The 23,383-nt window shown below is 59.7% G+C and carries 24 protein-coding genes and 1 other RNA gene; 17 read left to right on the forward strand and 8 right to left on the reverse strand.

What is annotated here, in order from left to right; genetic code table 11:
- Positions 1-1,413, reverse strand: coding sequence for a glucuronate isomerase (gene uxaC / locus ACORQT_RS21375; protein WP_047026549.1), 1,413 nt, complete (start codon positions 1,411-1,413; stop codon positions 1-3).
- Between the two features lie 284 nt (positions 1,414-1,697).
- On the opposite strand from uxaC, the gene ACORQT_RS21380 reads away from it, so the two are divergent.
- The 11 genes from ACORQT_RS21380 to ACORQT_RS21430 all read left to right on the forward strand — a co-directional run bounded on the left by ACORQT_RS21380 (position 1,698) and on the right by ACORQT_RS21430 (position 9,232).
- On the forward strand, positions 1,698-2,996 hold the full coding sequence (locus ACORQT_RS21380) for an MFS transporter (protein WP_025304349.1): 1,299 nt from the start codon (positions 1,698-1,700) through the stop codon (positions 2,994-2,996).
- Positions 2,997-3,114: 118 nt separating this feature from the next.
- Positions 3,115-3,891 carry a transcriptional regulator ExuR gene (gene exuR, locus ACORQT_RS21385; RefSeq protein WP_033636102.1) on the forward strand — a complete coding sequence of 259 codons (777 nt, stop codon included), beginning with the start codon at positions 3,115-3,117 and terminating at the stop codon, positions 3,889-3,891.
- A 186-nt stretch (positions 3,892-4,077) separates the two neighbouring features.
- A complete protein-coding gene (locus tag ACORQT_RS21390; protein WP_033644524.1) occupies positions 4,078-4,524 on the forward strand; it encodes a hypothetical protein in 447 nt (148 codons plus the stop codon).
- Between the two features lie 136 nt (positions 4,525-4,660).
- The gene (locus tag ACORQT_RS21395) at positions 4,661-5,341 is read left to right on the forward strand and encodes a DedA family protein (RefSeq protein ID WP_033644523.1); all 681 of its coding nucleotides are present in this window, start codon (positions 4,661-4,663) and stop codon (positions 5,339-5,341) included.
- Between the two features lie 32 nt (positions 5,342-5,373).
- On the forward strand, positions 5,374-5,712 hold the full coding sequence (gene mzrA / locus ACORQT_RS21400) for an EnvZ/OmpR regulon moderator MzrA (protein ID WP_033644522.1): 339 nt from the start codon (positions 5,374-5,376) through the stop codon (positions 5,710-5,712).
- Positions 5,713-5,953: 241 nt separating this feature from the next.
- Entirely contained in the window at positions 5,954-6,325 is a 372-nt protein-coding gene (locus tag ACORQT_RS21405) for a DUF1090 domain-containing protein (protein ID WP_033644521.1), read from the forward strand.
- A gap of 164 nt (positions 6,326-6,489) precedes the next feature.
- The gene (locus ACORQT_RS21410; RefSeq protein WP_004937125.1) at positions 6,490-6,795 is read left to right on the forward strand and encodes a DUF883 family protein; all 306 of its coding nucleotides are present in this window, start codon (positions 6,490-6,492) and stop codon (positions 6,793-6,795) included.
- A 2-nt stretch (positions 6,796-6,797) separates the two neighbouring features.
- The gene (locus tag ACORQT_RS21415) at positions 6,798-7,199 is read left to right on the forward strand and encodes a phage holin family protein (RefSeq protein WP_015379160.1); all 402 of its coding nucleotides are present in this window, start codon (positions 6,798-6,800) and stop codon (positions 7,197-7,199) included.
- The gene (locus ACORQT_RS21420) at positions 7,196-7,483 is read left to right on the forward strand and encodes a YqjK-like family protein (RefSeq protein WP_004937121.1); all 288 of its coding nucleotides are present in this window, start codon (positions 7,196-7,198) and stop codon (positions 7,481-7,483) included. The genes ACORQT_RS21415 and ACORQT_RS21420 overlap by 4 nt, the downstream gene beginning before the upstream one ends.
- A gap of 295 nt (positions 7,484-7,778) precedes the next feature.
- On the forward strand, positions 7,779-8,174 hold the full coding sequence (locus ACORQT_RS21425) for a DoxX family protein (RefSeq protein WP_033644519.1): 396 nt from the start codon (positions 7,779-7,781) through the stop codon (positions 8,172-8,174).
- 71 nt (positions 8,175-8,245) lie between these two features.
- The gene (locus tag ACORQT_RS21430; RefSeq protein WP_033651262.1) at positions 8,246-9,232 is read left to right on the forward strand and encodes a glutathione S-transferase family protein; all 987 of its coding nucleotides are present in this window, start codon (positions 8,246-8,248) and stop codon (positions 9,230-9,232) included.
- 51 nt (positions 9,233-9,283) lie between these two features.
- Here the strand turns inward: ACORQT_RS21430 and ACORQT_RS21435 are convergent, their stop codons facing one another.
- Complete coding sequence (locus tag ACORQT_RS21435) at positions 9,284-10,180, reverse strand: LysR family transcriptional regulator (RefSeq protein WP_025304355.1); 897 nt, start codon at positions 10,178-10,180, stop codon at positions 9,284-9,286.
- Between the two features lie 107 nt (positions 10,181-10,287).
- Between ACORQT_RS21435 and ACORQT_RS21440 the strand changes: the two genes are divergently transcribed.
- On the forward strand, positions 10,288-10,989 hold the full coding sequence (locus tag ACORQT_RS21440; RefSeq protein WP_164057054.1) for a pirin family protein: 702 nt from the start codon (positions 10,288-10,290) through the stop codon (positions 10,987-10,989).
- 57 nt (positions 10,990-11,046) lie between these two features.
- On the opposite strand, the gene rnpB is transcribed toward ACORQT_RS21440, so the two are convergent.
- Both rnpB and rsmI read right to left on the reverse strand, forming a co-directional pair.
- Positions 11,047-11,424, reverse strand: an RNA gene (gene rnpB / locus ACORQT_RS21445) — RNase P RNA component class A.
- Between the two features lie 41 nt (positions 11,425-11,465).
- A complete protein-coding gene (gene rsmI, locus ACORQT_RS21450) occupies positions 11,466-12,329 on the reverse strand; it encodes a 16S rRNA (cytidine(1402)-2'-O)-methyltransferase (protein ID WP_004937108.1) in 864 nt (287 codons plus the stop codon).
- Positions 12,330-12,391: 62 nt separating this feature from the next.
- Between rsmI and ACORQT_RS21455 the strand changes: the two genes are divergently transcribed.
- From ACORQT_RS21455 to ACORQT_RS21475, 5 genes are all read left to right on the forward strand, one after another.
- Entirely contained in the window at positions 12,392-14,431 is a 2,040-nt protein-coding gene (locus ACORQT_RS21455) for a penicillin-binding protein activator (protein ID WP_164057053.1), read from the forward strand.
- Positions 14,428-14,781, forward strand: a complete 354-nt coding sequence (locus ACORQT_RS21460) for a YraN family protein (RefSeq protein WP_089192279.1) — start codon at positions 14,428-14,430, stop codon at positions 14,779-14,781. The genes ACORQT_RS21455 and ACORQT_RS21460 overlap by 4 nt, the downstream gene beginning before the upstream one ends.
- A 51-nt stretch (positions 14,782-14,832) precedes the next feature.
- Positions 14,833-15,423: a DnaA initiator-associating protein DiaA gene (gene diaA / locus ACORQT_RS21465; protein ID WP_004937103.1), complete on the forward strand. Its 591-nt coding sequence runs from the start codon at positions 14,833-14,835 to the stop codon at positions 15,421-15,423.
- Positions 15,424-15,432: 9 nt separating this feature from the next.
- A complete protein-coding gene (dolP, locus tag ACORQT_RS21470) occupies positions 15,433-16,008 on the forward strand; it encodes a division/outer membrane stress-associated lipid-binding lipoprotein (protein WP_021505102.1) in 576 nt (191 codons plus the stop codon).
- A gap of 116 nt (positions 16,009-16,124) precedes the next feature.
- Positions 16,125-17,687, forward strand: coding sequence for a S10 family peptidase (locus tag ACORQT_RS21475; protein WP_033644513.1), 1,563 nt, complete (start codon positions 16,125-16,127; stop codon positions 17,685-17,687).
- A gap of 57 nt (positions 17,688-17,744) precedes the next feature.
- On the opposite strand, the gene mtgA is transcribed toward ACORQT_RS21475, so the two are convergent.
- The 4 genes from mtgA to ACORQT_RS21495 form a co-directional block, all read right to left on the reverse strand.
- Positions 17,745-18,476 (reverse strand): monofunctional biosynthetic peptidoglycan transglycosylase, encoded by a 732-nt coding sequence (gene mtgA / locus ACORQT_RS21480; protein WP_033651258.1) that lies wholly within the window; start codon positions 18,474-18,476, stop codon positions 17,745-17,747.
- The gene (gene elbB, locus ACORQT_RS21485; RefSeq protein WP_164057052.1) at positions 18,473-19,126 is read right to left on the reverse strand and encodes an isoprenoid biosynthesis glyoxalase ElbB; all 654 of its coding nucleotides are present in this window, start codon (positions 19,124-19,126) and stop codon (positions 18,473-18,475) included. The genes mtgA and elbB overlap by 4 nt, the downstream gene beginning before the upstream one ends.
- Positions 19,127-19,363: 237 nt before the next feature.
- On the reverse strand, positions 19,364-21,703 hold the full coding sequence (gene arcB / locus ACORQT_RS21490; RefSeq protein WP_033644509.1) for an aerobic respiration two-component sensor histidine kinase ArcB: 2,340 nt from the start codon (positions 21,701-21,703) through the stop codon (positions 19,364-19,366).
- Positions 21,704-21,795: 92 nt separating this feature from the next.
- Positions 21,796-22,734 (reverse strand): TIGR01212 family radical SAM protein, encoded by a 939-nt coding sequence (locus ACORQT_RS21495; protein WP_164057051.1) that lies wholly within the window; start codon positions 22,732-22,734, stop codon positions 21,796-21,798.
- Between the last annotated feature and the right edge of the window lie 649 nt (positions 22,735-23,383).

A 23,383-nucleotide genomic window follows, 5' to 3' on the forward strand; every position in this document is an offset into this window, starting at 1 on the left:
CTACGCCAGTTCAATGGCGAAATAGTTTTTGGCGTTGTCGAAGCAGATGTTTTTCACCATCTCGCCCAGCAGCGCGATATCCGCCGGCGCTTCGCCGTCCGCCACCCAGCGGCCGATCATCTGGCAAAGGATGCGGCGGAAGTATTCATGGCGCGTATAAGACAAGAAGCTGCGGCTGTCGGTCAGCATGCCGACGAAGCGGCTCAGCAGCCCGAGCTGGGCCAGCTGCGTCATTTGGCGCTGCATGCCGTCCTTCTGATCGTTGAACCACCAACCGGAGCCGAACTGCATCTTGCCCGGCGTGCCTTCCCCCTGAAAATTGCCGATCATGGTGCCGATCACTTCGTTATCGCGCGGATTGAGGCAATAGAGAATGGTTTTCGGCAGACCGCCCTGCCGCGCCTGAGCATCCAGCAGCCGCGACAGCGGTTCCGCCAGCGGCCGGTCGTTGATCGAGTCGAAGCCGATATCCGGCCCGACGGCGGCCAACATGCGGCTGTTGTTATTGCGCAGCGCGCCGATGTGATACTGCTGCACCCAGCCGCGACGCCGGTATTCGCCGGCCAAAAACAGCAGCACCGCGCTTTTGAACTGGGCGCTCTGTTCCGGCGTCGGCAGCTCGCCGTTCAGGCGGCGCAGCAGGATCGCATCCAGCGCCGCTTCATCGGCCTCGCCGAACACCACCACGTCCAGCGCATGATCGGCCACCTTGCAGCCGTGGGCGGCAAAGTGATCCATGCGCTTGTACAGGGCGTCGCACAGCGCGCTAAAGCGGCCGATGGCGGTGTCCGCCGCCGCCTCCAGCTGCTGCAGATAGTCGTTGAAGCCGGGCGCATCGATGGTGAAAGCCTTGTCCGGCCGCCAGCTCGGCAGCACTTTGATAGCGAAACTGCGATCGTCGGCGATCGCCCGATGATGACGCAGATCGTCGATCGGATCGTCGGTGGTGCCGACCATTTTCACGTTCATTTGCTGCATGATGCCGCGCGCGCGAAACGCATCCTGCGCCAGCAGCGCATTGCCGCGCTGCCAGATTTCATCCGCCGTGGCCGGCGATAACAGCATATCCGTGATGCCGAACGGGCGGCGCAGCTCCAGATGCGTCCAGTGATAGAGCGGGTTGCCGATGGTGTGCGGCACCGTGGCGGCCCAGGCGTCGAATTTCTCGCGATCGCCCGCATCGCCGGTGCATAACCGCTCCGCCACGCCGTTGGTGCGCATCGCCCGCCATTTGTAGTGATCGCCCCGCAGCCAGATATCGTACAGGTTGCTGAAGCGGGTATTCTCCGCGATCTGCTGCGGCGGCAAATGGCAGTGGTAATCGAAAATCGGCTGCTGCGCCGCGTAGTCGTGATACAAGCGCCGGGCAAATTCGCTGTCCAGCAGGAAATCTTCGCTCAAAAACGTCGCCATCTCGGGCTCCTTACTTGCCGTGCGGCACGGGGTTCGAATCACAAAAGTTATCACACCAATTTTCACTAGCGTCCAGCAAATTTTTCCCGAGGTCTGCCGTTCATCCTCTCTCCACGCCCTTTTTCGCTCAATTTACCGGCAAAAATGCCCTATTTCACCGGCCACAGTATTGCTCAGGCGAATAATTCCTTTTGTGATATCACTCAACTTTTAAACCTGTATGACAGGTTATTGTCTCGCCAGCCGCATCGACGGCCACACCTTCAAACGGGGAGACACTTCGGATGCGTAAAATTAAAGGGTTACGCTGGTACATGATCGGACTGGTGACCATCGGCACCGTGCTGGGTTACCTGACCCGCAACGCCATCGCCGTGGCGGCGCCGACGCTGGAAGATACGCTGCACATCACCACCCAACAGTATTCCTATATCGTCGCCGCCTACTCCGCGTGCTACACCGTGATGCAACCGGTGGCGGGCTACGTGCTGGACGTGCTGGGCACCAAGGTCGGCTACGCCATGTTCGCCATTCTGTGGGCGCTGTTCTGCATGGGCACCGCGTTGGCCAACAGTTGGGGCGGGCTGGCGTTGGCGCGCGGCGCGGTCGGCATGGCGGAAGCGGCGATGATCCCCGCCGGGCTGAAGGCCAGCAGCGAATGGTTTCCGGCCAAAGAGCGTTCGATCGCCGTCGGCTATTTCAACGTGGGCTCGTCGATCGGCGGCATGATCGCCCCGCCGCTGGTGGTATGGGCCATCGTCGCGCACAGCTGGGAGATGGCGTTCATCATCACCGGCGTGCTGAGCCTGATCTGGGCCATTTGCTGGCTGCTGTTCTACAAACACCCGAAAGATCAGAAGAAACTGAGCCAGGAAGAACGCCGTTACATCCTCGAAGGCCAGGAAGCGCAGCACCAGACCTCTAACGCCAAAAAGATGTCCGCCTGGCAGATCGTGCGCAACCGCCAGTTCTGGGGCATCGCGCTGCCGCGCTTTCTGGCGGAGCCGGCATGGGGCACCTTCAACGCCTGGATCCCGCTGTTCATGTTCAAGGCCTACGGCTTTAACCTGAAAGAGATCGCCATGTTCGCCTGGATGCCGATGCTGTTCGCCGATCTCGGCTGCATCGTCGGCGGTTATCTGCCGCCGCTGTTCCAGAAGTATTTCAAGGTCAACCTGATCGTCTCGCGCAAGCTGGTGGTGACGATGGGTGCGGTGTTGATGATCGGCCCCGGCATGATCGGCCTGTTCACCAGCCCTTACGCGGCTATCGCGCTGCTGTGCGTCGGCGGCTTCGCCCATCAGGCGCTGTCCGGCGCGTTGATCACCCTCTCTTCCGACGTGTTCGGCCGCAATGAGGTGGCGACCGCCAACGGGCTGACCGGTATGGCGGCCTGGACCGCCAGCACGCTGTTCGCCCTGGTGGTCGGCGCCCTGGCAGACACCCTCGGCTTCAGCCCGCTGTTCGCCGCGCTGTCGGTCTTCGACATTCTCGGCGCCATCGTCATCTGGACGGTGCTGCAAAACCGCCCGGCCGCCGAACCGCAGCCGGCCGCGCTGCAGCCCACCCCGGCGCGCAGCTGATCCCCCGCCCGGCCGCTGCGCCGGGCCCCTTGCTCCTCTGGCAGCGGTGCCGAATAAGTGGTATAACAAATCCGATGGCCACGCGCCCCTTCCCACCGCACCGTATAGAGCATTCACTATGGAATTCACTGAAACCAGACGCCTGTATCAGCAACTGGCCGCCGAGCTGAAGCAACGCATCGAAAGCGGCCGTTACCCGGTAGGCGACAAGCTGCCGGCCGAGCGATACATCGCCGAAGAGATGAATGTCAGCCGCACCGTGGTGCGCGAGGCGATCATCATGCTGGAAGTGGAAGGCTATGTGGACGTGCGCAAGGGATCCGGGATCCACGTGGTGTCCAACCAGCAAAAGCACCTGGTGGTGCCGGGCGACAGCATCGAGTTCGCCACCGCCGGCCCGTTTGAGCTGCTGCAGGCGCGCCAGCTGATAGAAAGCAACATCGCCGAATTCGCCGCCACCCAAGTGACCAAGCAGGATATCGTGCAACTGATGGAGATCCAGGAGCACGCCCGCAAAGAAGACCGTTTCCGCGACTCGCAGTGGGATCTGAAGTTCCACGTGCAGGTGGCGCTGGCCACCCAGAACACCGCCATGGCCACCATCGTGGAAAAAATGTGGGTGCAGCGGGTCAACAACCCTTACTGGAAGAAACTGCACGAGCATATCGACGAACGCTCGATCGCCAGCTGGTGCGACGATCACGATCAGATCCTCAAGGCGCTGATGCGCAAAGATCCTTACGCCGCCAAACTGGCGATGTGGCAGCACCTGGAGAACACCAAGCAGATGCTGTTCAACGCCACCAGCGACGACTTCGAATACAACGCCGACCGCTATCTGTTCGCCGAGAACCCGGTGGTGCACCTGGACGGCGTGAGCCACGAGCCGAAATAGCCACGGCGGTCAAAAACCGTCGGCTTATGTCAGGTAATGTAAAATCCGCTGAATCGATGCCGGAACCGCCGTTTGCCGTGTACTATTTCACCGTCGGCAACGTAGATTTCCCTGTTGCCAATCGTGCTATTTTGGTAGAGTTAGCCCACTTTTTTACCCATTGCTGCGGGGGCGGGACGCGAATAAATGCGCTGGTTGTTTGCCATGCTGATTGCTCTTTTCTGCTGGACCGGTTCGGTCTCCGGCCAACAGCTATGCGTGGCGTCATCCAAGCCCACCCCCAGCGCGCTGAGCAGCCTGCCGCTGCTGGCGGAGCCGGCGCTTTCCCCCTATGATCATGTGTATCGGGCGCCGGCCGAAGCGCGCCGCAAAGCGCCCGGCAAGTTGCCGCTGCTGCTGCCCAGAGCGTACTCTTTCCCCGGTTCGCTGCTCGCGTCCTCCCTGCCGGCGCCGGTCTATACCCTGGCCGCAGAGCCGGGCTACCGAATTCGTTTCCCCCGCCAGGACACCCCGGCCCCCAACCGGCTTGCCCAGGTCGACTGGATGCTGGACGCCTCCAGGCAACAAAGTCGGCAGGCCGGCTGGAAAGAAAGCAACATGCAGTACCGTGGCACGCTGACTTACCACCTATGACCGGTGTCGCACCGCTTAGAAACCTTAAAGCAACGCCGTTTCATCGTTATCAGCATTCAGGATCGCCGCGCGCTTTCAGCCCACGCCCGCTCCGCCGCTGAGATAAAAATAAACAATGACGTTTTAGGAACACCGGATGGACATCATTAAAGAACTGATACATGCCTTATGGCAGCAGGATTTTGAAACGCTGGCGAACCCTTCGTTGGTGTGGACCCTCTACATCCTGCTGTTCATGATCCTGTTTTTGGAAAACGGTCTGCTGCCGGCCGCTTTTCTGCCGGGCGACAGCCTGCTGATCCTGGTCGGCGTGCTGATCGCCAAAGGCACCATGGGCTTCCCATTGACCATCGTTATCCTGACCGTCGCCGCCAGCCTGGGGTGCTGGGTCAGTTACATACAGGGCCGATGGCTCGGCAATACGCGAACGGTGCAAGGCTGGCTTTCGCATCTGCCGGCCCACTACCATCAGCGTGCGCATAACCTGTTCCACCGCCACGGCCTTTCCGCCCTGTTGGTCGGCCGCTTCCTGGCCTTCGTGCGCACCCTGCTGCCAACCATCGCCGGCCTGTCCGGCCTGAGCAACGCACGCTTCCAGTTCTTCAACTGGATGAGCGGCCTGCTGTGGGTCTTGATCCTGACGACGCTGGGCTTCGCCCTCGGAAAAACCCCGGTATTCCGCAAGTATGAAGACCAGCTGATGTTCTGCCTGATGATGTTGCCGCTGGTGTTGCTGGTGGTCGGCCTGGTCGGCTCGCTGATCGTGCTGTGGCGCAAGAAACGCGCCAGCGGCCAGAACCCGGGGAAAGGGGCGTGACAGCAAAGCGCCCGCGCTGGCAATACGTCCTGATGATCGCGCTCGCCCTGCTGGCGCTGGCGACGCTGTTGGTGCCCTGCATGGTGCGCACCGAGAGCGAGCTGCGCATTCGCGCCAGCCAGCAAGGGCTGTCGCTGCCCGACGGTTTTTATGTCTACCAGCGCCTGGATGAGCGCGGTATCCGCATCAAAAGCATCACGCCGGAAGGCGATGGCTTGGTTATCCGTCTGGATTCGCCGGAGCAGCAGTTGCTGGCGCGCGAAGCGCTGCAAACCATCCTGCCTCCCGGTTACCACATCGCGCTGAGCGAATCTCCCGTGCCAACGCACTGGGTGCGCGAATTTGCGCGCTCCCCACTCAATCTGGGATAATCCCCTTCAAATGAAGGGGATTCCTTTCATTGCCGTTATCTTCATATTCATTCGCATCATTTAGCTCAAAAAACAATCAGTCGCGCCGAATTTCGGCTGATTCTTTGGGGGGCGTGCCGGTTTCATGGCTATGCTGAAGGATAACTTCAGCCGGCAATGAACGCCCTCCTCTCGCGCTGCCGCCTCCGGCAGTCAGGAAAGCGGATGCCTGTTCAGGCATCCCATGAAAAGGAACTGAGAAATGAAATTTCGCCACTCACTGTTACTGCTGCTGCCACTCTGCGCGCTGCCGACGCTGTCCTCGGCCGCTGAGGGCGGCTGCGCCGCCAAAGCGCAAAATATCCAGCAGCAAATCGACTACGCGACTCAGCACGGCAACACCCACCGCGTGGATGGGCTGAAAAAAGCGCTGAGCGAAGTGCAGACCCACTGCACCGAAGCCGGCCTGCAGGCCGAACGCCAGAAAAATATCGCAGAGAAACAGCGCAAGGTGGACGAACGCCGGGAAGAGCTGAAAGAAGCGCAACAAACCGGCAAGCTGGACAAGGTCGCCAAGAAGCAGCAAAAGCTGGCCGAAGCGCAGGCTGAATTGAAACGCGCCCAGGCGGAATAATTTTTTTACACCAGCGGATTTATCGATGAGAGCCCCATCACACGGGATTTCTTAAGCATATGGAATTGATGTCTGGTGTTATCTGCTGGTCATCACCCCTTTGCTCCGGCGAAAAAATCCGCTATGTTAAAAGTCTGTCGAAATAAACGTTAAGGAATAATCACATGGCACATGATTCAAATGCAGAAAACTTACGCGCTGAACTGAAGTCCTTAGCCGATACGCTGGAGGAAGTGCTGAACTCCTCCACCGACAAGCCGAAAGCCGAGCTGGAGAAGCTGCGATCGAAGGCGGAAGGCGCGCTGAAAGAGACTCGCGCTCGCCTGAGCGACGCCGGTGACAAGCTGGCTTCGCAAACCAAACAGATCGCCGGCCAGGCCGACGACTATGTGCGCGACAACCCGTGGACCGGCATCGGTATCGGCGCGGCGGTCGGCGTGGTGTTGGGCGTGCTGCTCGCGCGTCGTTAATCATGGCTGAACAACCGCAAGTGCGCGCGCAGGGCCCCGCTAAAGGGGTCCTGGATATCGGTCAGCGCATCATCACGATCCTGGTCGGCATGGTGGAAACCCGTGTCCGGCTGGCGGTAGTCGAGCTGGAAGAGGAGAAAGCCAACCTCATTCAGCTGCTGATCATGGCCGGCATGACGTTGCTGTTCACCGCCTTCGGTTTGATGAGCCTGCTGATCCTGATCTTCTGGGCCATCGATCCGGTCTATCGGCTGGTGGCGCTGGGCGCGACAACCGGCGTGCTGCTGTTCCTCGCCGTAGTCGGCACCATCTGGACGCTGGTCAAGGCCCGTCGCACCACGCTGCTGGGCGCCACGCGCAAGCAACTGGAGCTCGATCGCGCCGAACTGGAGCGAGAGCCATGAGCCGCCGCCGCTATCTGGAATGGAAAAAAGAGAGGCTGATTCGGCAGATCCAGCAACAGCGTCTGGATCTGGCCGAACACAAGTCTCTGTGGCTGGAAAAGACCGAACGCATCGACCGCGGCTGGCAAACGGTGTTTGGCCTGCGCCGCTATCTGGTGCTCGGTTCCAGCGTCATGGCGCTGTACGGCATCCGCCATCCCAGCAAGATGATCCGCTGGTCGCGTCGCGCTTTCGGCGCCTGGAGCGCTATCCGTCTGTTTAAAAAGACGTTTTCCGCCAAGTAAGCCACTTAGCCTTTCCTTCAAACCTCCTGTTGCTCTGCCCGCATTTTCTCCCATGATACAACGCGTCCAACCCCGGGGCCGGGCAACCTGCTGATCGGCGGCATTTTATTAGCACGCTAAAGATTCAGATTTTTTGAAAAATTACGACAGTTTTACTTGCTAACAACCTGAGCACTTCCCGCTTAACATTCACTCCATCAATACGATACGAGCCGGACAGGGCGAATGTCCTGATATACCGCTCGTTGACATGGCTTCCGCCGAACAGGCATACAAAAACACTTTGGAGTAGATGATGAAAAAATTAGAAGATACAGGTTTGTTGGTTGCTCGTATTCTGATGCCAATCCTGTTTATCGTGGCAGGCTACGGCAAAATGGGTGACGCCTACGCCGGTACCCAACAGTACATGCAATCTATGGGCGTGCCTGGCTTCTTGCTGCCGCTGACCATCCTGCTGGAATTTGGCGGCGGTCTGGCGATCCTGTTCGGTTTCCTGACCCGCACCGTGGCGCTGTTCACCGCCGGTTTCACCATCCTGACCGCGCTGCTGTTCCACACTGATTTTGCGAACGAAGTAAACCAGCTGATGTTCATGAAAAACCTGACCATCGCCGGCGGCTTCATCGTGTTGGCGGTCGCAGGCCCAGGCGGCTTCAGCATCGACCGTCTTCTGAACAAGAAATGGTAATCTAAACTGTCATTCAGGGCCCGGCATGCCGGGCCCTGTCGTTTTTTAACTCGGACACCAAGGAGATTCCCATGGGACAACTCGTCGATGGCGTTTGGCAAGACATCTGGTATGACACCAAATCTACCGGCGGCCGTTTCAAACGTTCAACCGCTCAGTTTCGCAATTGGGTGACCGCCGACGGTCAGCCGGGCGAACACGGCGTGGGCGGCTTCCAGGCCGAAGCGGGCCGTTATCACCTTTATGTTTCTCTCGCCTGCCCCTGGGCGCATCGCACGCTGCTGATGCGCAAACTGAAAGGGCTGGAGCAGATCATTCCGGTCTCGGTGGTGCACCCGCTGATGCTGGAAAACGGCTGGACCTTCGGCCAGGATTTTCCTGAAACCACCGGCGATCCGCTGTATCACGCCGACTTCCTGTACCAGATCTACCTGCGGGCCGATCCGCACTACAGCGGGCGCGTGACCGTACCGGTACTGTGGGATAAACAGCGGCAAACCATCGTCAGCAACGAGTCCGCCGACATCATCCGCATGTTCAACAGCGCGTTTGACGGCGTCGGCGCTCGGGCAGGCGACTACTACCCGACCGCGCTGCGCGGCAAGATCGATGAGCTGAACGGTTGGATTTACGATCAAGTGAACAACGGCGTGTACAAGGCCGGTTTTGCCACCAGCCAGGAAGCCTATGACGAAGCGGTCAACGGGGTATTCAACGCGCTGGAACGCCTGGAGCAGATCCTGGGGCAGCATCGTTACCTGACCGGCGATCGGCTGACCGAAGCCGATCTGCGTCTGTGGACCACGCTGGTGCGTTTCGATCCGGTGTACGTCACCCACTTCAAGTGCGATAAACACCGCATCAGCGACTACCTCAATCTGTACGGCTTCCTGCGCGACATCTACCAGATGCCAGGCATCGCCGAGACGGTCAGCCTGCCGCACATTCGCAACCACTACTACCGCAGCCACGCCACCATCAACCCGCACGGCATCATTTCCATCGGGCCGGCGCAGGATCTGGACGAGCCGCACGGCCGCGACCAGCGCTTCGGTTAAGGTGAAAAAAATCCCCTTGCCGCCCGGCAAGGGGATGTCATCCAACCGACGTTAACGCTGCGCGAACAGGCGCGGAATCTCACGCAGGAACCAGGCTTTCGCCTCCCCCATGCTGTCGCGCCGCCAGGCCATGATGATGTCGGCTTCGCGGCTGTATTCCGGCCCGACCACGCGCAGCCGCCCGGCTTCGATATCTTTTTCCACCATCGGGTACGGCATGGTCGCCACCCCCAACCCGGCCAGCAGCGCCAGGCGTTTGTCTTCAATGGTGCTCACCGTCAGGCGCTGTTGTTTGTCCAGCAGCTGTACGGTCAATACCGGGCGCTCACGGGCGGTGTCGGCCACCGCAATGCCGCGGTACTTCACGCGGGTCACTTCGGAAAGCGGCTCCGGCTCCAGGTGGATCGGGTGATCCGGCGCGGCGACATAAACGCTCATCACCTTATACAGTTTGCGGGTGTTGATCTCCGACGACGCGCGGAAATGCATGTCCGGCGCGATCACGATGTCGGCGCGCCCCTGCTCCAGCCGCTCCCAGGCGCCCGCCAGCACCTCGGTGAAAATGGACACCTGGGTGTTGGCTTTCAGCGCCAGCTTGTCGACCAGCGGAAACAGCAGGCTCGGTGGCGACAGCGCTTCACTGACGATAGTCAGGTGAGTTTCCCAACCGCGCGCCAACGCTTCGGCGTCGGTAGTCAGCTTATCGGCCGCCTCCAGCAGCACCCGACCGCGTTCCAGCAACATGCGCCCCACGTTGGTGAACTTGGTGCGGTGGCCCGAACGGTCGAACAGCACCACGTCCAATTCTTCTTCCAATTTTTGCATGGTGTAGCTGAGTGCCGACGGCACCCGGCCCAATTCGTCGGCGGCCGCGGCGAAGCTGCCGCGCCGGTCGATTGCATCCATCACCCTTAGTGCCTCAAGCGTGAGCGCCCGATCTCTGGCCATCGCATCCCTCTGTCAGGAAATTTGAATATGCCGACCAGATTAACTGGCTAACAATCCGACGTCCAGATGCTTACCATTTGGATAATGAATTTAGAGAGCCGATTGCCATGATTACATGCAGAACAGCACAACAATGCGGGCAAGCTGACTTTGGTTGGCTGCAGGCTCGCTACACCTTTTCTTTTGGTCACTACTTCGATCCCAAACTGATGGGCTACGCGTCGCTGCGGGTGCTGAATCAGGAGGTGCTGGCGCCGGGCGCGTCGTTCCAGCCGCGCACCTATCCCAACGTGGATATCCTGAACCTGATCCTGCAGGGCGAGGCGGAATACCGCGACAGCGACGGCAACACCACGCGCGTTAAAGCCGGCGAAGCGTTGCTGTTGGCCACCCACCCGGGCCTGAGCTACAGCGAGCAGAACGTCAGCAGTGATACGCCGCTCACCCGCCTGCAGCTGTGGCTGGACGCCTGCCCGGAACGCAGCAACGAACGGGTGCAGCGCCTGGCGCTGCCGGCGGCGGGCAGCCTGCTGTTGGCTTCGCCGGACGGCGCGCAGGGCAGCCTGCAGCTGCGTCAACAGGCCTGGATCCATCATCTCGATCTGCAGCCGGGCGAAGAACAAACGCTGACGATTAACGGGCCGCGCGCTTATCTGCAGTCGATACACGGCACCATCGCCGCCACCGGCGAGCGCCACGAGGAACAACGCCTGACCTGCGGCGACGGCGCCTTCGTGCGCGAGGAGAACCGCCTGACGATCCGCGCCGAGACGCCGCTGCGCGCGCTGCTGATTGATCTGCCGGTGTAAGCCGGCCGGAAAACGAAAAAACCCGCGCAACTCACGTTGCGCGGGGTTTTCTTTTGTCGAGGGAGTTGACCGGTAAGCCGGGTTCTGTCGTGGACAGTCATTCCTCTAGGCCAGCAATCGCTCACTGGCTCAAGCAGCCTACCCGGGTTCAGTACGGGCCGTACCATGTGAACCCCTATTTGGCCTTGCTCCGGGTGGAGTTTACCGTGCCACGAACTGTTGCCAGCCGCGCGGTGCGCTCTTACCGCACCCTTTCACCCTTACCTGATCCCGCTTGCGCGGGCCATCGGCGGTTTGCTCTCTGTTGCACTAGTCGTAGGCTTGCGCCTCCCAGGCGTTACCTGGCACCCTGCCCTATGGAGCCCGGACTTTCCTCCCCTCCATCTGTCTCCCCGAAGAGGACGGCAATGAAGCGGCGACTGTCTGGTCAACTCCGGCGCGGATAGTAGCGTCGCGGCGGCGGCAGGTCAACCGCTTTACGGCTGTTGTTGCTCCAGCGCGTGCTTATACAGCGCATTTTTCTTCACGCCGTGGATTTCCGCCGCCAGCGCCGCCGCCTTTTTCAACGGCAACTCTTTTTGCAGCAGCGCCAGCGTGCGCAGCGCCTCAAGCGGCAGCGCATCCTCCTGCGCCTTGTGGCCTTCGACGATCAGCACCATTTCGCCGCGGCGGCGCACTTCATCTTCCTGCACCCACGCCAGCAGCTCGCCCACCGGCGCGCCGTGGATAGATTCCCAGGTTTTGGTCAGCTCGCGCGCCAGCACGACATAACGCTGCGGGCCCCAAACGGTGACCATGTCCTGCAGACTTTCCAACAGGCGGTGAGTGGATTCGTAGAAAATCAGCGTGCGCGGTTCCTCCGCCAGCGCCATCAGCGTATCCTTGCGCCCCTTGGTTTTCGCCGGCAGAAAACCTTCGTAGCAGAAACGGTCGGAAGCGACGCCCGCGGCGCACAGCGCGGTAGTGGCGGCGCAGGCGCCCGGCAGCGGCACCACGCGAATGCCGGCCTCGCGGCAGCGGCGCACCAGGTGATAACCGGGATCGTTGATCAGCGGCGTGCCGGCGTCGGAAACCAGCGCGATGCTCTGGCCTTCCTGCAGTTTCGCCAGCAGCTGATCGGCCTTTTGCTGTTCGTTGTGATCGTGCAGCGCGAACAGACGCGCGTTGATCGCGAAGTGTTGCAGCAGCAATCCGGTATGGCGCGTGTCTTCCGCCGCGATCAGATCAACGCTTTTCAGTACCTCTAACGCGCGGTGGGTAATATCGCCCAGATTGCCGATTGGGGTGGGCACCACATACAGCGTTGATGCAGAAATGACTGATTGTTGGTGTTGATTCATTGTTTCATCCGGGTTGCCGATTTAATATTGAGCATCTTGAAAAAAACATCACTGGATACAGTATGCTTTCCTCAACATTCGTTCGTACCAAAGCAGGGCGTTCCAAGCCTGTCCGACTTACCGCAGTCATCGCGGCCGCCCTTTTCCTGGCAGGCTGTCCGAGTCGGGCCCCGCAAACGCCGCCCGCCAATATACAGGACGAAGCGAGCGCCAGCTCCGATTACTACCTGCAGCAGTTGCAGCAAAGCAGCGATGATAACAAGGCTGACTGGCAATTACTTGCTATTCGCGCCTTGCTGCGTGAAGGAAAACTGCCGCAGGCCGGCGACCAGTTGAATCAGCTGCCGAAAAACCTCAGCGGCGCACAGCAGACCGAACGCCAGTTGCTGGCCGCCGAACTGCAGATCGCCAACAAGAGCTACGTCAGCGCCCGCAGCACGCTGGGCCACCTGGACAGCGGTGCGCTGTCGCCGAATCAAAAGGTGCGCTACTACCAGGCGCAGATCGCCGCCAACCAGGGCAAAGCATCGCTGCCGCTGATCCGCGCCTATATCGCTCAGGAGCCGTTGCTGACCGGCAAGGCGCACCAGGACAATCTGGATCAAACCTGGCAGGCCCTGCTGCAGCTGACGCCGCAGGAGATGAACAACCTGGTGATCAACGCCGACGAGAACGTGCTGCAAGGCTGGCTGGATCTGCTGCGTGTCTATCAGGACAACAAGCAGGATCCCGATCTGCTGAAGGCCGGCATCAAAGACTGGCAGAACCGTTATCCGAAGAACCCGGCGGCCAAAACGCTGCCGGCTCGCCTGAATCAGGTGCTGAACTTCACCCAGGCCTCCACCTCGAAAATCGCCCTGCTGCTGCCGTTGAACGGCCAGGCGAAAGTGTTCGCCGACGCCATCCAGCAAGGGTTCGAAGCGGCGAAAAACGGCGGTTCCCTGCCGGCGCCGCAGCCTCAAGCCGCGCAACCGGCCGGCGCGCCGGCCCAAACGGCGCCGGCCGATCAGGCCGCTGCCGGTGACATCAACGCCAACGGCGCGGTCAGCCCTTCGGCGCAAGAGAGCCAGCCGGCCGTGACCGCCGCGCAACCCGCTACGCCGTCCAGCGCGCCGATAACGCCGCTGCAGGCCGCTAATGCGCAGGTCAAAGTGTACGACACCACCAGCCAGCCGCTGGCCGCCTTGCTGAGCCAGGCGCAGCAGGATGGCGCCACTCTGGTGGTCGGGCCGCTGCTGAAAGAGAACGTCGATCAGCTGTCCGCCAGCACCACCACGCTGAACGTGCTGGCGCTCAACCAGCCCGAAACGCCGAAGGACAATCTGAACATCTGTTACTTCGCCCTGTCGCCGGAAGATGAAGCGCGCGACGCCGCCCGCCACATCTGGGAACAACAGAAGCGTCAACCGCTGCTGCTGGTGCCGCGCGGCGCCTTCGGCGATCGCGTCGCCAAGGCCTTTAACCAGGAATGGCAGAAGCAAGGTGGACAAACCGTGCTGCGTCAGGACATCGGCTCCGCCGGTGAACTGCGCCAGATGGTGAACAGCGGCGGCATCCGCATGACCGGCACGCCGATGTCGAGCGCCCCGGCGCCGCAGAGCGTGACCATCGCCGGGCTGACCATTCCGGCGCCGCCGAGCGACGTGCCCGCCGCTACCGGCGGCAGCGTCGACGCGGTGTATATCGTCGCTACCCAGTCCCAACTGACGCTGATCAAACCGATGATCGACATGGCCACCAGCTCGCGCGGCAAACCGGCGATGTACGCCAGCTCGCGCAGCTACCAGGCCGGCGCCGGCCCGGACTTCCGTCTGGAAATGGAAGGTCTGCAGTTCAGCGATATTCCTCTGCTGGCGGGCTCAAACCCACAGCTGTTGCAGCAGGCCAGCGCGCGTTTCCGCAACGATTACTCGCTGGTGCGCCTGTATGCGATGGGGATGGATGCCTGGACATTGGCCAACCACTTTGCTGAAATGCGCCAGCTGCCGGGCTTCCAGGTTTCCGGCACCACCGGCACGCTGAGCGCGTCGCCGAACTGCGTGATCAACCGCAAGCTGCCTTGGCTGCAATATCGTCAGGGTACGGTCGTGCCGGTCTCTTGAACCCACGCGCCGCCGGGGCGGGCTATGAGTTACTGGCCCGCCGTCATCTGGAACGCGCCGGGCTCACCTTCTGCGCCGCCAACGTTGCGGTGCGCGGCGGCGAGCTCGACCTCATCATGCGCGACGGCGCCACCTGGGTGTTCGTCGAAGTGCGCTACCGCCGCAACGACGCCTTCGGCGGCGCGGCCGCCAGCGTTACCTCTCGCAAACAACAGCGGTTGCTGCACGCCGCCGCCGTCTGGCTGGCGGGGCGCGGCGCCAGTTTTGACACATCATCTTGCCGTTTTGATGTTTTGGCCATTACCGGTAGCCAGTTAGAATGGATACCCAACGCCTTCAATGCGGATTAATTGGGGTTTTGCGGCGCAGACCGGCCCTTTGACTTAGTGGATTAATACAACGTGCTGGATAGAATTAAAGTCTGTTTTACCGAAAGCATCCAAACCCAGATCGCGGCGGCGGAAGCGTTGCCTGACGCCATTTCCCGCGCTGCGATGACGCTGGTTCAATCCTTACTCAACGGCAACAAAATCCTGTGCTGCGGCAACGGCACCTCGGCGGCCAACGCGCAGCACTTCGCCGCCAGCATGATCAACCGTTTTGAAACCGAGCGCCCCAGCCTGCCGGCCATCGCCCTCAACGCCGACAACGTGGTGCTGACGGCGATCAGCAACGATCGGCTGCACGACGAAGTGTACGCCAAGCAGGTGCGCGCGCTCGGGCACACCGGCGACGTGCTGCTGGCGATTTCCACCCGCGGCAACAGCCGTGATATTGTGAAAGCGGTCGAAGCGGCCGTGACCCGCGATATGACCATCGTCGCGCTCACCGGCTACGACGGCGGCGAGCTGGCCGGGTTGCTCGGCCAACAGGATGTCGAGATCCGCATCCCGTCGCACCGCAGTTCGCGCATTCAGGAAATGCATATGCTGACCGTAAACTGCCTGTGCGACCTGATAGACAATACGTTATTCCCCCACCAGGACGATTAAGGAACTGAGATGAAGCTAAAAGCCACATTTGCAGTGCTGTCCAGCGCCCTGCTGTTACAAGGCTGTATCGCCGGCGTCGTCGTCGGCAGTGCGGCCGTCGCCACCAAAACCGCCACCGACCCGCGTAGCGTAGGGACCCAGGTGGATGACGGCACGCTGGAAGCCAGGGTAGAAAGCGCCCTGAGCAAAGACCAGCAGTTGAAGAAAGAGGCCCGGGTGGTCGCCACCGCCTATCAGGGCAAGGTGCTGTTGACCGGCCAGTCGCCTAACGCCGATCTCACCGCGCGCGCCAAGCAGATCGCCATGGGCGTGGAAGGCACGACCGAAGTGTATAACGAAATTCGCCAGGGCACGCCGGTCAGCCTGAGCACCGCGTCCTCCGACACCTGGATCACCACCAAAGTGCGTTCGCAGCTGTTGACCAGCGATACGGTGAAATCGTCCAACGTGAAAGTCACCACCGAAAACGGCGAAGTGTTCTTGCTGGGCCTGGTCACACAGCAGGAAGGGCAGTCGGCGGCGCAGATCGCCAGCCAGGTCAGCGGCGTGAAGCACGTCACCACCGCCTTTACCTATGTGAAATGATCCTTCAGGCAAGGGGGCTTCCCCTTGCCGCTTTTCTGTACGCTTCCCGCTGTTTTACCCTGGTTTAATGAGCCGCGTTTAAAGTAATCTCTCACTTCATTACGGATAAAATTCAAATGGACAGAATTTTAATCGGTTTTCTCACTGCCGTTTCTTTATTCACCGCCGGAGTTTCCGCCGCCAATCCCACTCAGGATACGCCCCGCGCCGAACATGCCCCGCCCCCGATGACCGGTCAAACCGTTGCTACTCAAGGCGCGATCACGGTCGACCAGGTAAAAATCAATTATCAGGCGCAAACCGGGGTGCTGGAATTGAGTAAAGAGGATCCGGAAGATCCCGTGACCGGCATGTTCTATGTTGCGTATTTCAAAAAGAATGAGAATAAGAACGAAAGCAGGCCGATTACCTTTATCTACAACGGCGGGCCGGGCTCCGCCTCGCTGTGGCTGCATATGGGGGCGCTGGGGCCTAAACGGGTTATCGCTACTCAGCCAGAGAAAACACAGCTTGCGCCTTACCAACTCACCGATAACCAATACAGTCTGCTCAACGTCAGCGATCTGGTGTTTATCGATGCCCCCGGAACGGGTTACAGCCGCTTTTCCAGCAGTGCCGCCAGCCAGCCGGAGAGAGCGCAGCAAAAAGCACAGAGTGCCAGCAACGTCTATGGCGTCAACGGTGATGCTCAGGCTTTTTCTCAATTTATCGTTCAGTTTTTAACGCATTACCAACGCTGGAACTCACCTAAATATTTATTGGGTGAAAGCTACGGCACTACCCGCTCGGTGGTATTGGCCGAGACGCTAAAAAATCAGAATATCGATCTTAACGGTATTATCCTGATGTCGCAGTTTCTGAACTACGACAATAACGTCGACGATCCCAATCAAAACCCCGGCGTCGATCAACCTTACTATCTGGCGCTCCCAACCTACGCAGCCAGCGCATGGTACCACCAGCGGCTGCCGGGCAAACACCAGAGCCTGAAAACCCTGTTAGACCAGGCCGAGCAGTTTGCGCTGGGGACTTATGCCCCAGCCTTGCTGCAAGGTGCCAATCTGCCTGAAAAAGATCGCCAAACGCTCGCCGAGCAGCTTTACCAATTTACCGGCATTCCGGCCGATTATTGGCTCAATGCCAATTTGCGCCTGAGTGGACCGGTCTTCGCCAAGCAACTGTTGCGCAGCCAAGACGAGACCATTGGCAGAATCGATACCCGCTATCGTGGGCCGTCGCTGGATAATATCGCTGAAACGTCCAACTACGATCCCAACGTCAGTGCAATTACTTCCGCCTACGTCGCGCAATTCCACGATTATCTTGGCAAAACGCTGCATTTTAGCGCCGACCAAAACTATCGCGCATTTTCCAATGAGGTCTATGACTGGAACATGTCCAGCAACAGCCGGGACAGATCATTTAACGTGTTGCCGAACCTGTCGCGAGTGATGAAAATGACTCCGACAATGAGAGTGATGGTGATTGGCGGGGTTTACGACCTGGCCACCCCTTACTTCGTCGCCAAATATGAGATGAGCCATCTGCCCGTGTCGCCCAAATTACGCGACAATATCCGTTTCTATTGGTATGACACCGGGCATATGCCGTACGTGGATGAACTATCGCTTAAAAAGATGCACGCGGATTTAACTGCATTTATCAGCGAAAAGCCCTGATGCGGCATTAGCCACCGAAGAGAGGGATACCTTGCCCGAAAGCAGGGTATCGCCCGCTTAATCCAGCTTGTTCTCTTTCAGGAAACCTTCCCCACCCAACTGGCGCATCTGCCGCATAATCCACTGCTGTCGCTGCGCCACATAACCGGACGGCGCATCAGCCCTGAAGCGGTGCGGATTCGGCAATACCGCCGCCAGCAGCGCCGCTTCGGCCGCGGTCAGGCGCTTGGCCGGCTTATGGAAAAAGCGCTGTGAAGCCTCTTCCACGCCGAACACCCCGTCGCCGAACTCCACGATGTTCAGATACACCGTCAGAATACGTCGCTTGGTCCACACCAGCTCGATGCCCGACGTCAGCCCGGCCTCCAACCCTTTGCGCAGCCAGCTGCGGCCATCCCACAAAAACAGGTTTTTAGCGGTCTGCTGCGACAGCGTGGACGCGCCGCGGATGCGCGTCGGGCGCTTCTCGTTGTGGCTGAGCGCCTTTTCAATGGCCGCCACATCGAAGCCCCAATGGTCTGGAAACTTCTGATCTTCCGCCGCCATCACCGCCAGCGCCATCTGCGGCGAAATGTCGTCCATCGACACCCAGTCCGAATGAGCGACGTAGCCGAAGTCGCCGCTCAGCCAGGCGCTGATCTGCCGCTCCACCATCACGGCGGAAAACGGCACCGGCAGGAAGGCGAAGGCCACAATGCCCAACACCCACAGGCCGATAATCGCGATGACGCCGCGTTTCAGCCAATACCACGGACGCAGCCGCCGCCATCCGCCGACCGATTTGCTCATTCAGCCAGTTCCAGCACCCGCGCCACCAGTTTATCGATGCCGACGGCCGCCTGCGCGATCGACGGCGCCAGCATATAGGCTGGCGTGGTCACGATCTTGTGCTCGCTGTCCACCACGATGTCGTCCACCGGGCAAATCACCGGCTCGCCGCCCATGGCGTCAATCACTTCTCCCAGGTCGGGATCGTTGCCAATGGTCAGCCGCGCTTGTTGATCGAGCAGCTTCGGCAACAGCGCCGGTGCGATGCACATCAGGCCAATTGGTTTGTTGGCCTTATGCATCTCGCGCGTCAGACGCGCCAACGCTTCATCGACCCAACATTCCGCGCCGGCCTCGGCGAAATTGCTGAGATTCCTGGCGGCGCCAAAGCCGCCGGGCACAATCAGCGCATCCAGCTGCGCGGCCTCCGCCAGCGCCAACGGCTGCACTGCGCCGCGGGCAATGCGCGCCGATTCAATCAGGACGTTGCGCGATTCCGCCACCTCCTCACCAGATAAGTGATTAATAACATGGCGTTGCGGTTTATCAGGCGCAAAACACACCGCCTGCGCGCCGGCACGGTCCAGCGCCAGCAGCGTCAGCACCGCTTCGTGGATCTCCGTACCGTCATAAACGCCGCTGCCGCTGAGGACTACACCCACCTTTTTCATCACTCTTCCTCCTGTCGCTGCTGTCAACTGGTTCGTGCTCGGAGTTGACAAACACTAATCTACATCACACATTTTAATGAATCTTCTAACAAGAGCGCTTACATTTGCTATGTTGTTGGCTGTATGATGTTTAGGAATTCGCTACAACCTGCTCGACCAGAACACTGAAACCAATACGCAGGTTCACAATTTCCCTGGTGTTGGCGCAATATTCGCGCACCCCGGCTCACGTCGGGGTCATTTTTTTTCAGCGTTCTCTACCCAAGCCCGCAGTACCTGCACGTCGTTACGCCACTCTTGCTTCAGCTCATCTACCCAGTCCTGCACGTTATCCCACCAGGCCGGCAGCGTCGGCGTTTGAATCTGTTGCGCCAACTGCTGCAGGTGACGCAGGCCGACCGAACCGGCGGCGCCCTTGATCTTGTGCCCTTCCTCGGTGATGCCTTTCTGATCGCGCGCCGTCATATTGGAATCCAGCACCGCCAGATAACCCGGCATCATCTGTTCGAACATCTCCAGACTTTGATGGATCAACTGCGGGCCAACCAGGTCCATGTACTGCTCCAGCATCGCGGTATCGAGTAACGACTCATTAATCTGCATCGCCTTGTGCTCCGTTTTCTTAGAAGTGTGAGAAGGTTGATGATCCCAATAGTGTTTGATGACCTTGGTCAGCGCCGGCACCGACAGCGGCTTGCTCAGCACATCGTCCATGCCCGCCTCGAGATACTCTTTTTTGTCTTTCAGCACGTTGGCGGTCAGGGCCACCAACGGCGGCAGCGCCTGCCCGGCGTAACGCTCGCGCAGCGCCCGGGCGATATCCAACCCGGTCATGTCCGGCAGTTGGATGTCCAGCAGCACCAGATCGAACTCGTCCGGATCGAACATCGCCAGCGCGTCATGGCCGTTCATCGCCACCTCGACGCTGTTGCCCAGCTTCTCCAGCACCGAGCGCGCCACGATCACGTTCAGTTCGATATCTTCCACCAGCAGGATGTGCAGCGCCGGCAACGGCAGCTCCTCTTCCTCCGGCGCCGCGCTGACGGCTTCCTGCACCGCCGGCGCCTTGATGGTCAAAGTGAAGCAAGAACCGTGCCCTTGTTCGCTGCGCACGGTAATGTCGCCGCCCATGCTCTGCGCCAGCCGTTTGGAGACCGCCAGCCCGATGCCGGTGCCGGTGGCCGGACGGCCGCCGCGCTGATCTTTCACCTGATAATACATGGCGAAGATCTTGTCCTGCTCGTCCTGCGGGATGCCCATGCCCGAGTCTTCCACTTCGAACACCAGCTTCTCCTGCGCCTCGCGCCGCACGCGCACCACAATTTGCCCCTGCTGGGTAAATTTCACCGCGTTGCCGATCAGGTTCCACAAGATCTGCCGCAGGCGCGTGCCGTCGGTCACGATCTGCTGCGGCAGCGGCGTCTGCGGCTCCATGATGAACTGCAGCCCTTTCGGCTGCGCCAGCAGGCCCGAGAGATTCTCCAGATCCGCCAGGAATCCGGTGAAGTCCACCGGCTGGTTGTCGAGCTGCACCTTGCGCCGCTCGAGCTTGTCCATTTCGATAATGTCGTTGAAGATATTGCCGAGGGTGATGGCGCTGACGTGAATGGTCTTCAGGTATTTCAGCTGCTCGTCGTTCAGCTCGGTATCAAGCAAAATGCGGCTCAGGCCGACGATGCCGTTAAGCGGCGTACGCAGCTCGTGGCTGATGGTGGAGATAAAGGTGGTCTTCTCCCTGCTGGCGTTCTCCAGCGCGTCCTGGTAGCGCTTACGCTCGGTAATATCGCGGCCGAAGCCCATCAGCCCGTGGCGTTTGCCCACCCGGTCGTAAAACGGGACCTTGCGCAGCTCGAAACAGGCCTTGCGGCCGTCGGGATACACCAGCCATTGTTCGTAGGTCAGCGAAACGTTGTGGCGGAACACCTTCTCGTCGGTCTCAATGACCTTTTCGGCGATCTCCTGGCCGTAGACGTCGAACGGCGTCAGGCCGATCAGCTGTTTCTCGCTCTTGCCGGTCAGCAGTTCCATCGCGCGGTTACAGCCGGAAAACTCTTTGTCTTCGTTGCGGTAGTAGACCAAATCCGGCGAGGCATCGAGGAAGGAACGCAGCAGCGCCGATTGCTGGCCCAGCTCAATCTGCGCCTGCTCGCGCTGCTCCATCTCTTCCGTCAGCTTTTCCATCACCTGCAGGCGCTCTTCTTCCGCTTTGATACGGTCGGCGATCTCCTGATTCAGCTGGCTGATATTGTCTTTGAGCTGCTGATTAAGCTCCAGATCGCGGTGGCGCATCTCTTCCAGCTTGTCCACCAGCCGCGCCAGCCGTTGGCGCGACTCTTCCAGCTGTTCCACTACCACCGAGAGAAAGTAGACCGCCCACGGGGTGATCAACAGACCGAAGAAGATTGAACGCACCACGTCGATGCTTTCCACTTCGCCGCGCAGCAGCATGGTCACCGCCATCTGCACCACCATCGCCAGCACCACCAGCGCCGAGGCCAGCAGCAGCGAGAAGCGCACCAACCCCAGTTTCACCATTAAATCAACGTAGTACTGGGCCAACACCCGGATTTGCTTCATAGCGGCTCCCATCAGACACAATCTTTTGAATCATACCGTAAAACCGCGATGAGATAAGGCGGCAAACGCCGAAGTGTGGCAAAGATTGCACTTCAGAGCGGCATTCCGGGGCGGTAGCGCCGCTTTTCATCCAGCGCGCTGCCCTGCCCGCCGTATTGCTGCAGATAAGCGCCGACCGCCTGCATGCCGCTCCAGCGGTTTTCGCACCACAGCGGCGCCACCAGCGTCGGCCGACGGGCGCTGGCGGAAAGACGGTGGTACACCACCTCGCCCGGCGTATGGCGGATCATCTCCCCGGCGCTGGCGGCGTAGTCCTCCAACGCCAGTTCGGGCAACCGCCCGGCATGCCACGCCCGCGCCAGGGTACTGCCGGTGACGACGTGCAGCGGATGCAGTTTGATGCCATCCACGCCGGTCTCCGTCACCCGCTGCAGCGTGAGCAGATGATCGCGCTGAGTTTCTCCCGGCAGCCCGACGATCAGATGGCAGCACACCTTCAGCCCGCGCTGCCGGGCCAGTCGCGCAGTCTGCTGATAACAGCGAAAATCATGGCCGCGGTTGATGCGCTTCAGCGTTTTATCGTGCGCCGTCTGCAGCCCCAGCTCCAGCCACACTTCATAGCCTTGCTCGCGGTATCCCGTCAGCAGATCCAGCGCGGCGGGCGGCACGCAGTCCGGCCGGGTGCCGACGCACAGACCGACCATGGCGCTCTGCGCCAACGCCTGCCGATACATCGTCTCCAGCCGTTCAACCTCCGCATAGGTGCTGGTATAGGCCTGGAAATAGGCCAGATAGCGCCGCGCCCGATCGGCCCGCGCGGCCTGCTGCGCCAGCTGTTCGGCAATGCTTTGGCGTTGCATCGCTTCATCGGCGAACGAGGCGACATTGCAGAACGTACAGCCGCCGCGCCCCAACGTGCCGTCGCGGTTAGGGCAGCTGAATCCGCCGTGCAGCGTGAGTTTATGGATCTTTTCGCCATAGCGGCGCTGGAGATCCGCGCCAAACATATTGACTAATTGCGGCAACTGCATAATCTTGGTGCTTCTCTGTGTTCAAAGCCGCGATGTTAATAAGAAACGGTTTTTCCCGCGATGACAGAGATCAACGCTTTCCCCGCAAGGCGCCATCAGGCATAACTATTCATCATAAACGCAAATCAATTCACTCTAATTCTGATGAATTATTCTAATCGTCACGCAACCGTTAACGGCAATATGACAACACGGTGAAAAATAGTCATAAACATCAGCTAAGCAATATCTTATAGAATAAAATTCTGGCATTACCCTCCGCACTAGCATGGTGCAGAGATTAAGGGGTTGCACTATAGTGAGACAGCTCACACTTCTGCGGGGATCGGTGCTGCCCCACGATAGTGCAAAAATGCATTAAAATACTTATTTTTCAAATAAATAAACATCATCAATTCGATAAGAATCTATCTTAAGCCCACATTTGACCTGCGAATTCTTTCTCGCTAAGTTGGAAGTCCGCTGGAAGCTTTCTGGACGGGCAAACGTCTCGTCATATTTATGCAGTAATTGAAGACTCCCTCTTAAAACAAGTCCTATACCACTTGTGAGACCGTCACGAGAGGCCATTGATGGAGGGCGGAAAAGCAGATTGGCGGGGTTAACTTGCTGATTGGACTTCTGCCTGAAATTGGGAAGCCCCCTCGCA

Origin of the sequence: Serratia sp. (in: enterobacteria) (assembly GCF_052400455.1) — a bacterium.
In the GTDB taxonomy this organism is placed as follows: Bacteria; Pseudomonadota; Gammaproteobacteria; order Enterobacterales; family Enterobacteriaceae; genus Serratia; species Serratia ureilytica.

What these genes read in the sequence shown, in the direction of transcription:
- ACORQT_RS21495 (WP_164057051.1), bottom strand. Translation starts at nt 22,734, where the DNA reads ATGCAGTTGCCGCAATTAGTCAATATGTTTGGCGCGGATCTCCAGCGC.
- exuR (WP_033636102.1), top strand. Translation starts at nt 3,115, where the DNA reads ATGGAATTCACTGAAACCAGACGCCTGTATCAGCAACTGGCCGCCGAG.
- dolP (WP_021505102.1), top strand. Translation starts at nt 15,433, where the DNA reads ATGAAGCTAAAAGCCACATTTGCAGTGCTGTCCAGCGCCCTGCTGTTA.
- ACORQT_RS21425 (WP_033644519.1), top strand. Translation starts at nt 7,779, where the DNA reads ATGAAAAAATTAGAAGATACAGGTTTGTTGGTTGCTCGTATTCTGATG.
- ACORQT_RS21405 (WP_033644521.1), top strand. Translation starts at nt 5,954, where the DNA reads ATGAAATTTCGCCACTCACTGTTACTGCTGCTGCCACTCTGCGCGCTG.
- ACORQT_RS21440 (WP_164057054.1), top strand. Translation starts at nt 10,288, where the DNA reads ATGATTACATGCAGAACAGCACAACAATGCGGGCAAGCTGACTTTGGT.
- mtgA (WP_033651258.1), bottom strand. Translation starts at nt 18,476, where the DNA reads ATGAGCAAATCGGTCGGCGGATGGCGGCGGCTGCGTCCGTGGTATTGG.
- ACORQT_RS21435 (WP_025304355.1), bottom strand. Translation starts at nt 10,180, where the DNA reads ATGGCCAGAGATCGGGCGCTCACGCTTGAGGCACTAAGGGTGATGGAT.
- ACORQT_RS21395 (WP_033644523.1), top strand. Translation starts at nt 4,661, where the DNA reads ATGGACATCATTAAAGAACTGATACATGCCTTATGGCAGCAGGATTTT.
- rsmI (WP_004937108.1), bottom strand. Translation starts at nt 12,329, where the DNA reads ATGAATCAACACCAACAATCAGTCATTTCTGCATCAACGCTGTATGTG.
- ACORQT_RS21430 (WP_033651262.1), top strand. Translation starts at nt 8,246, where the DNA reads ATGGGACAACTCGTCGATGGCGTTTGGCAAGACATCTGGTATGACACC.
- uxaC (WP_047026549.1), bottom strand. Translation starts at nt 1,413, where the DNA reads ATGGCGACGTTTTTGAGCGAAGATTTCCTGCTGGACAGCGAATTTGCC.
- ACORQT_RS21420 (WP_004937121.1), top strand. Translation starts at nt 7,196, where the DNA reads ATGAGCCGCCGCCGCTATCTGGAATGGAAAAAAGAGAGGCTGATTCGG.
- arcB (WP_033644509.1), bottom strand. Translation starts at nt 21,703, where the DNA reads ATGAAGCAAATCCGGGTGTTGGCCCAGTACTACGTTGATTTAATGGTG.
- elbB (WP_164057052.1), bottom strand. Translation starts at nt 19,126, where the DNA reads ATGAAAAAGGTGGGTGTAGTCCTCAGCGGCAGCGGCGTTTATGACGGT.
- mzrA (WP_033644522.1), top strand. Translation starts at nt 5,374, where the DNA reads ATGATCGCGCTCGCCCTGCTGGCGCTGGCGACGCTGTTGGTGCCCTGC.
- ACORQT_RS21455 (WP_164057053.1), top strand. Translation starts at nt 12,392, where the DNA reads ATGCTTTCCTCAACATTCGTTCGTACCAAAGCAGGGCGTTCCAAGCCT.
- ACORQT_RS21380 (WP_025304349.1), top strand. Translation starts at nt 1,698, where the DNA reads ATGCGTAAAATTAAAGGGTTACGCTGGTACATGATCGGACTGGTGACC.
- ACORQT_RS21475 (WP_033644513.1), top strand. Translation starts at nt 16,125, where the DNA reads ATGGACAGAATTTTAATCGGTTTTCTCACTGCCGTTTCTTTATTCACC.
- ACORQT_RS21390 (WP_033644524.1), top strand. Translation starts at nt 4,078, where the DNA reads ATGCGCTGGTTGTTTGCCATGCTGATTGCTCTTTTCTGCTGGACCGGT.
- ACORQT_RS21415 (WP_015379160.1), top strand. Translation starts at nt 6,798, where the DNA reads ATGGCTGAACAACCGCAAGTGCGCGCGCAGGGCCCCGCTAAAGGGGTC.
- ACORQT_RS21410 (WP_004937125.1), top strand. Translation starts at nt 6,490, where the DNA reads ATGGCACATGATTCAAATGCAGAAAACTTACGCGCTGAACTGAAGTCC.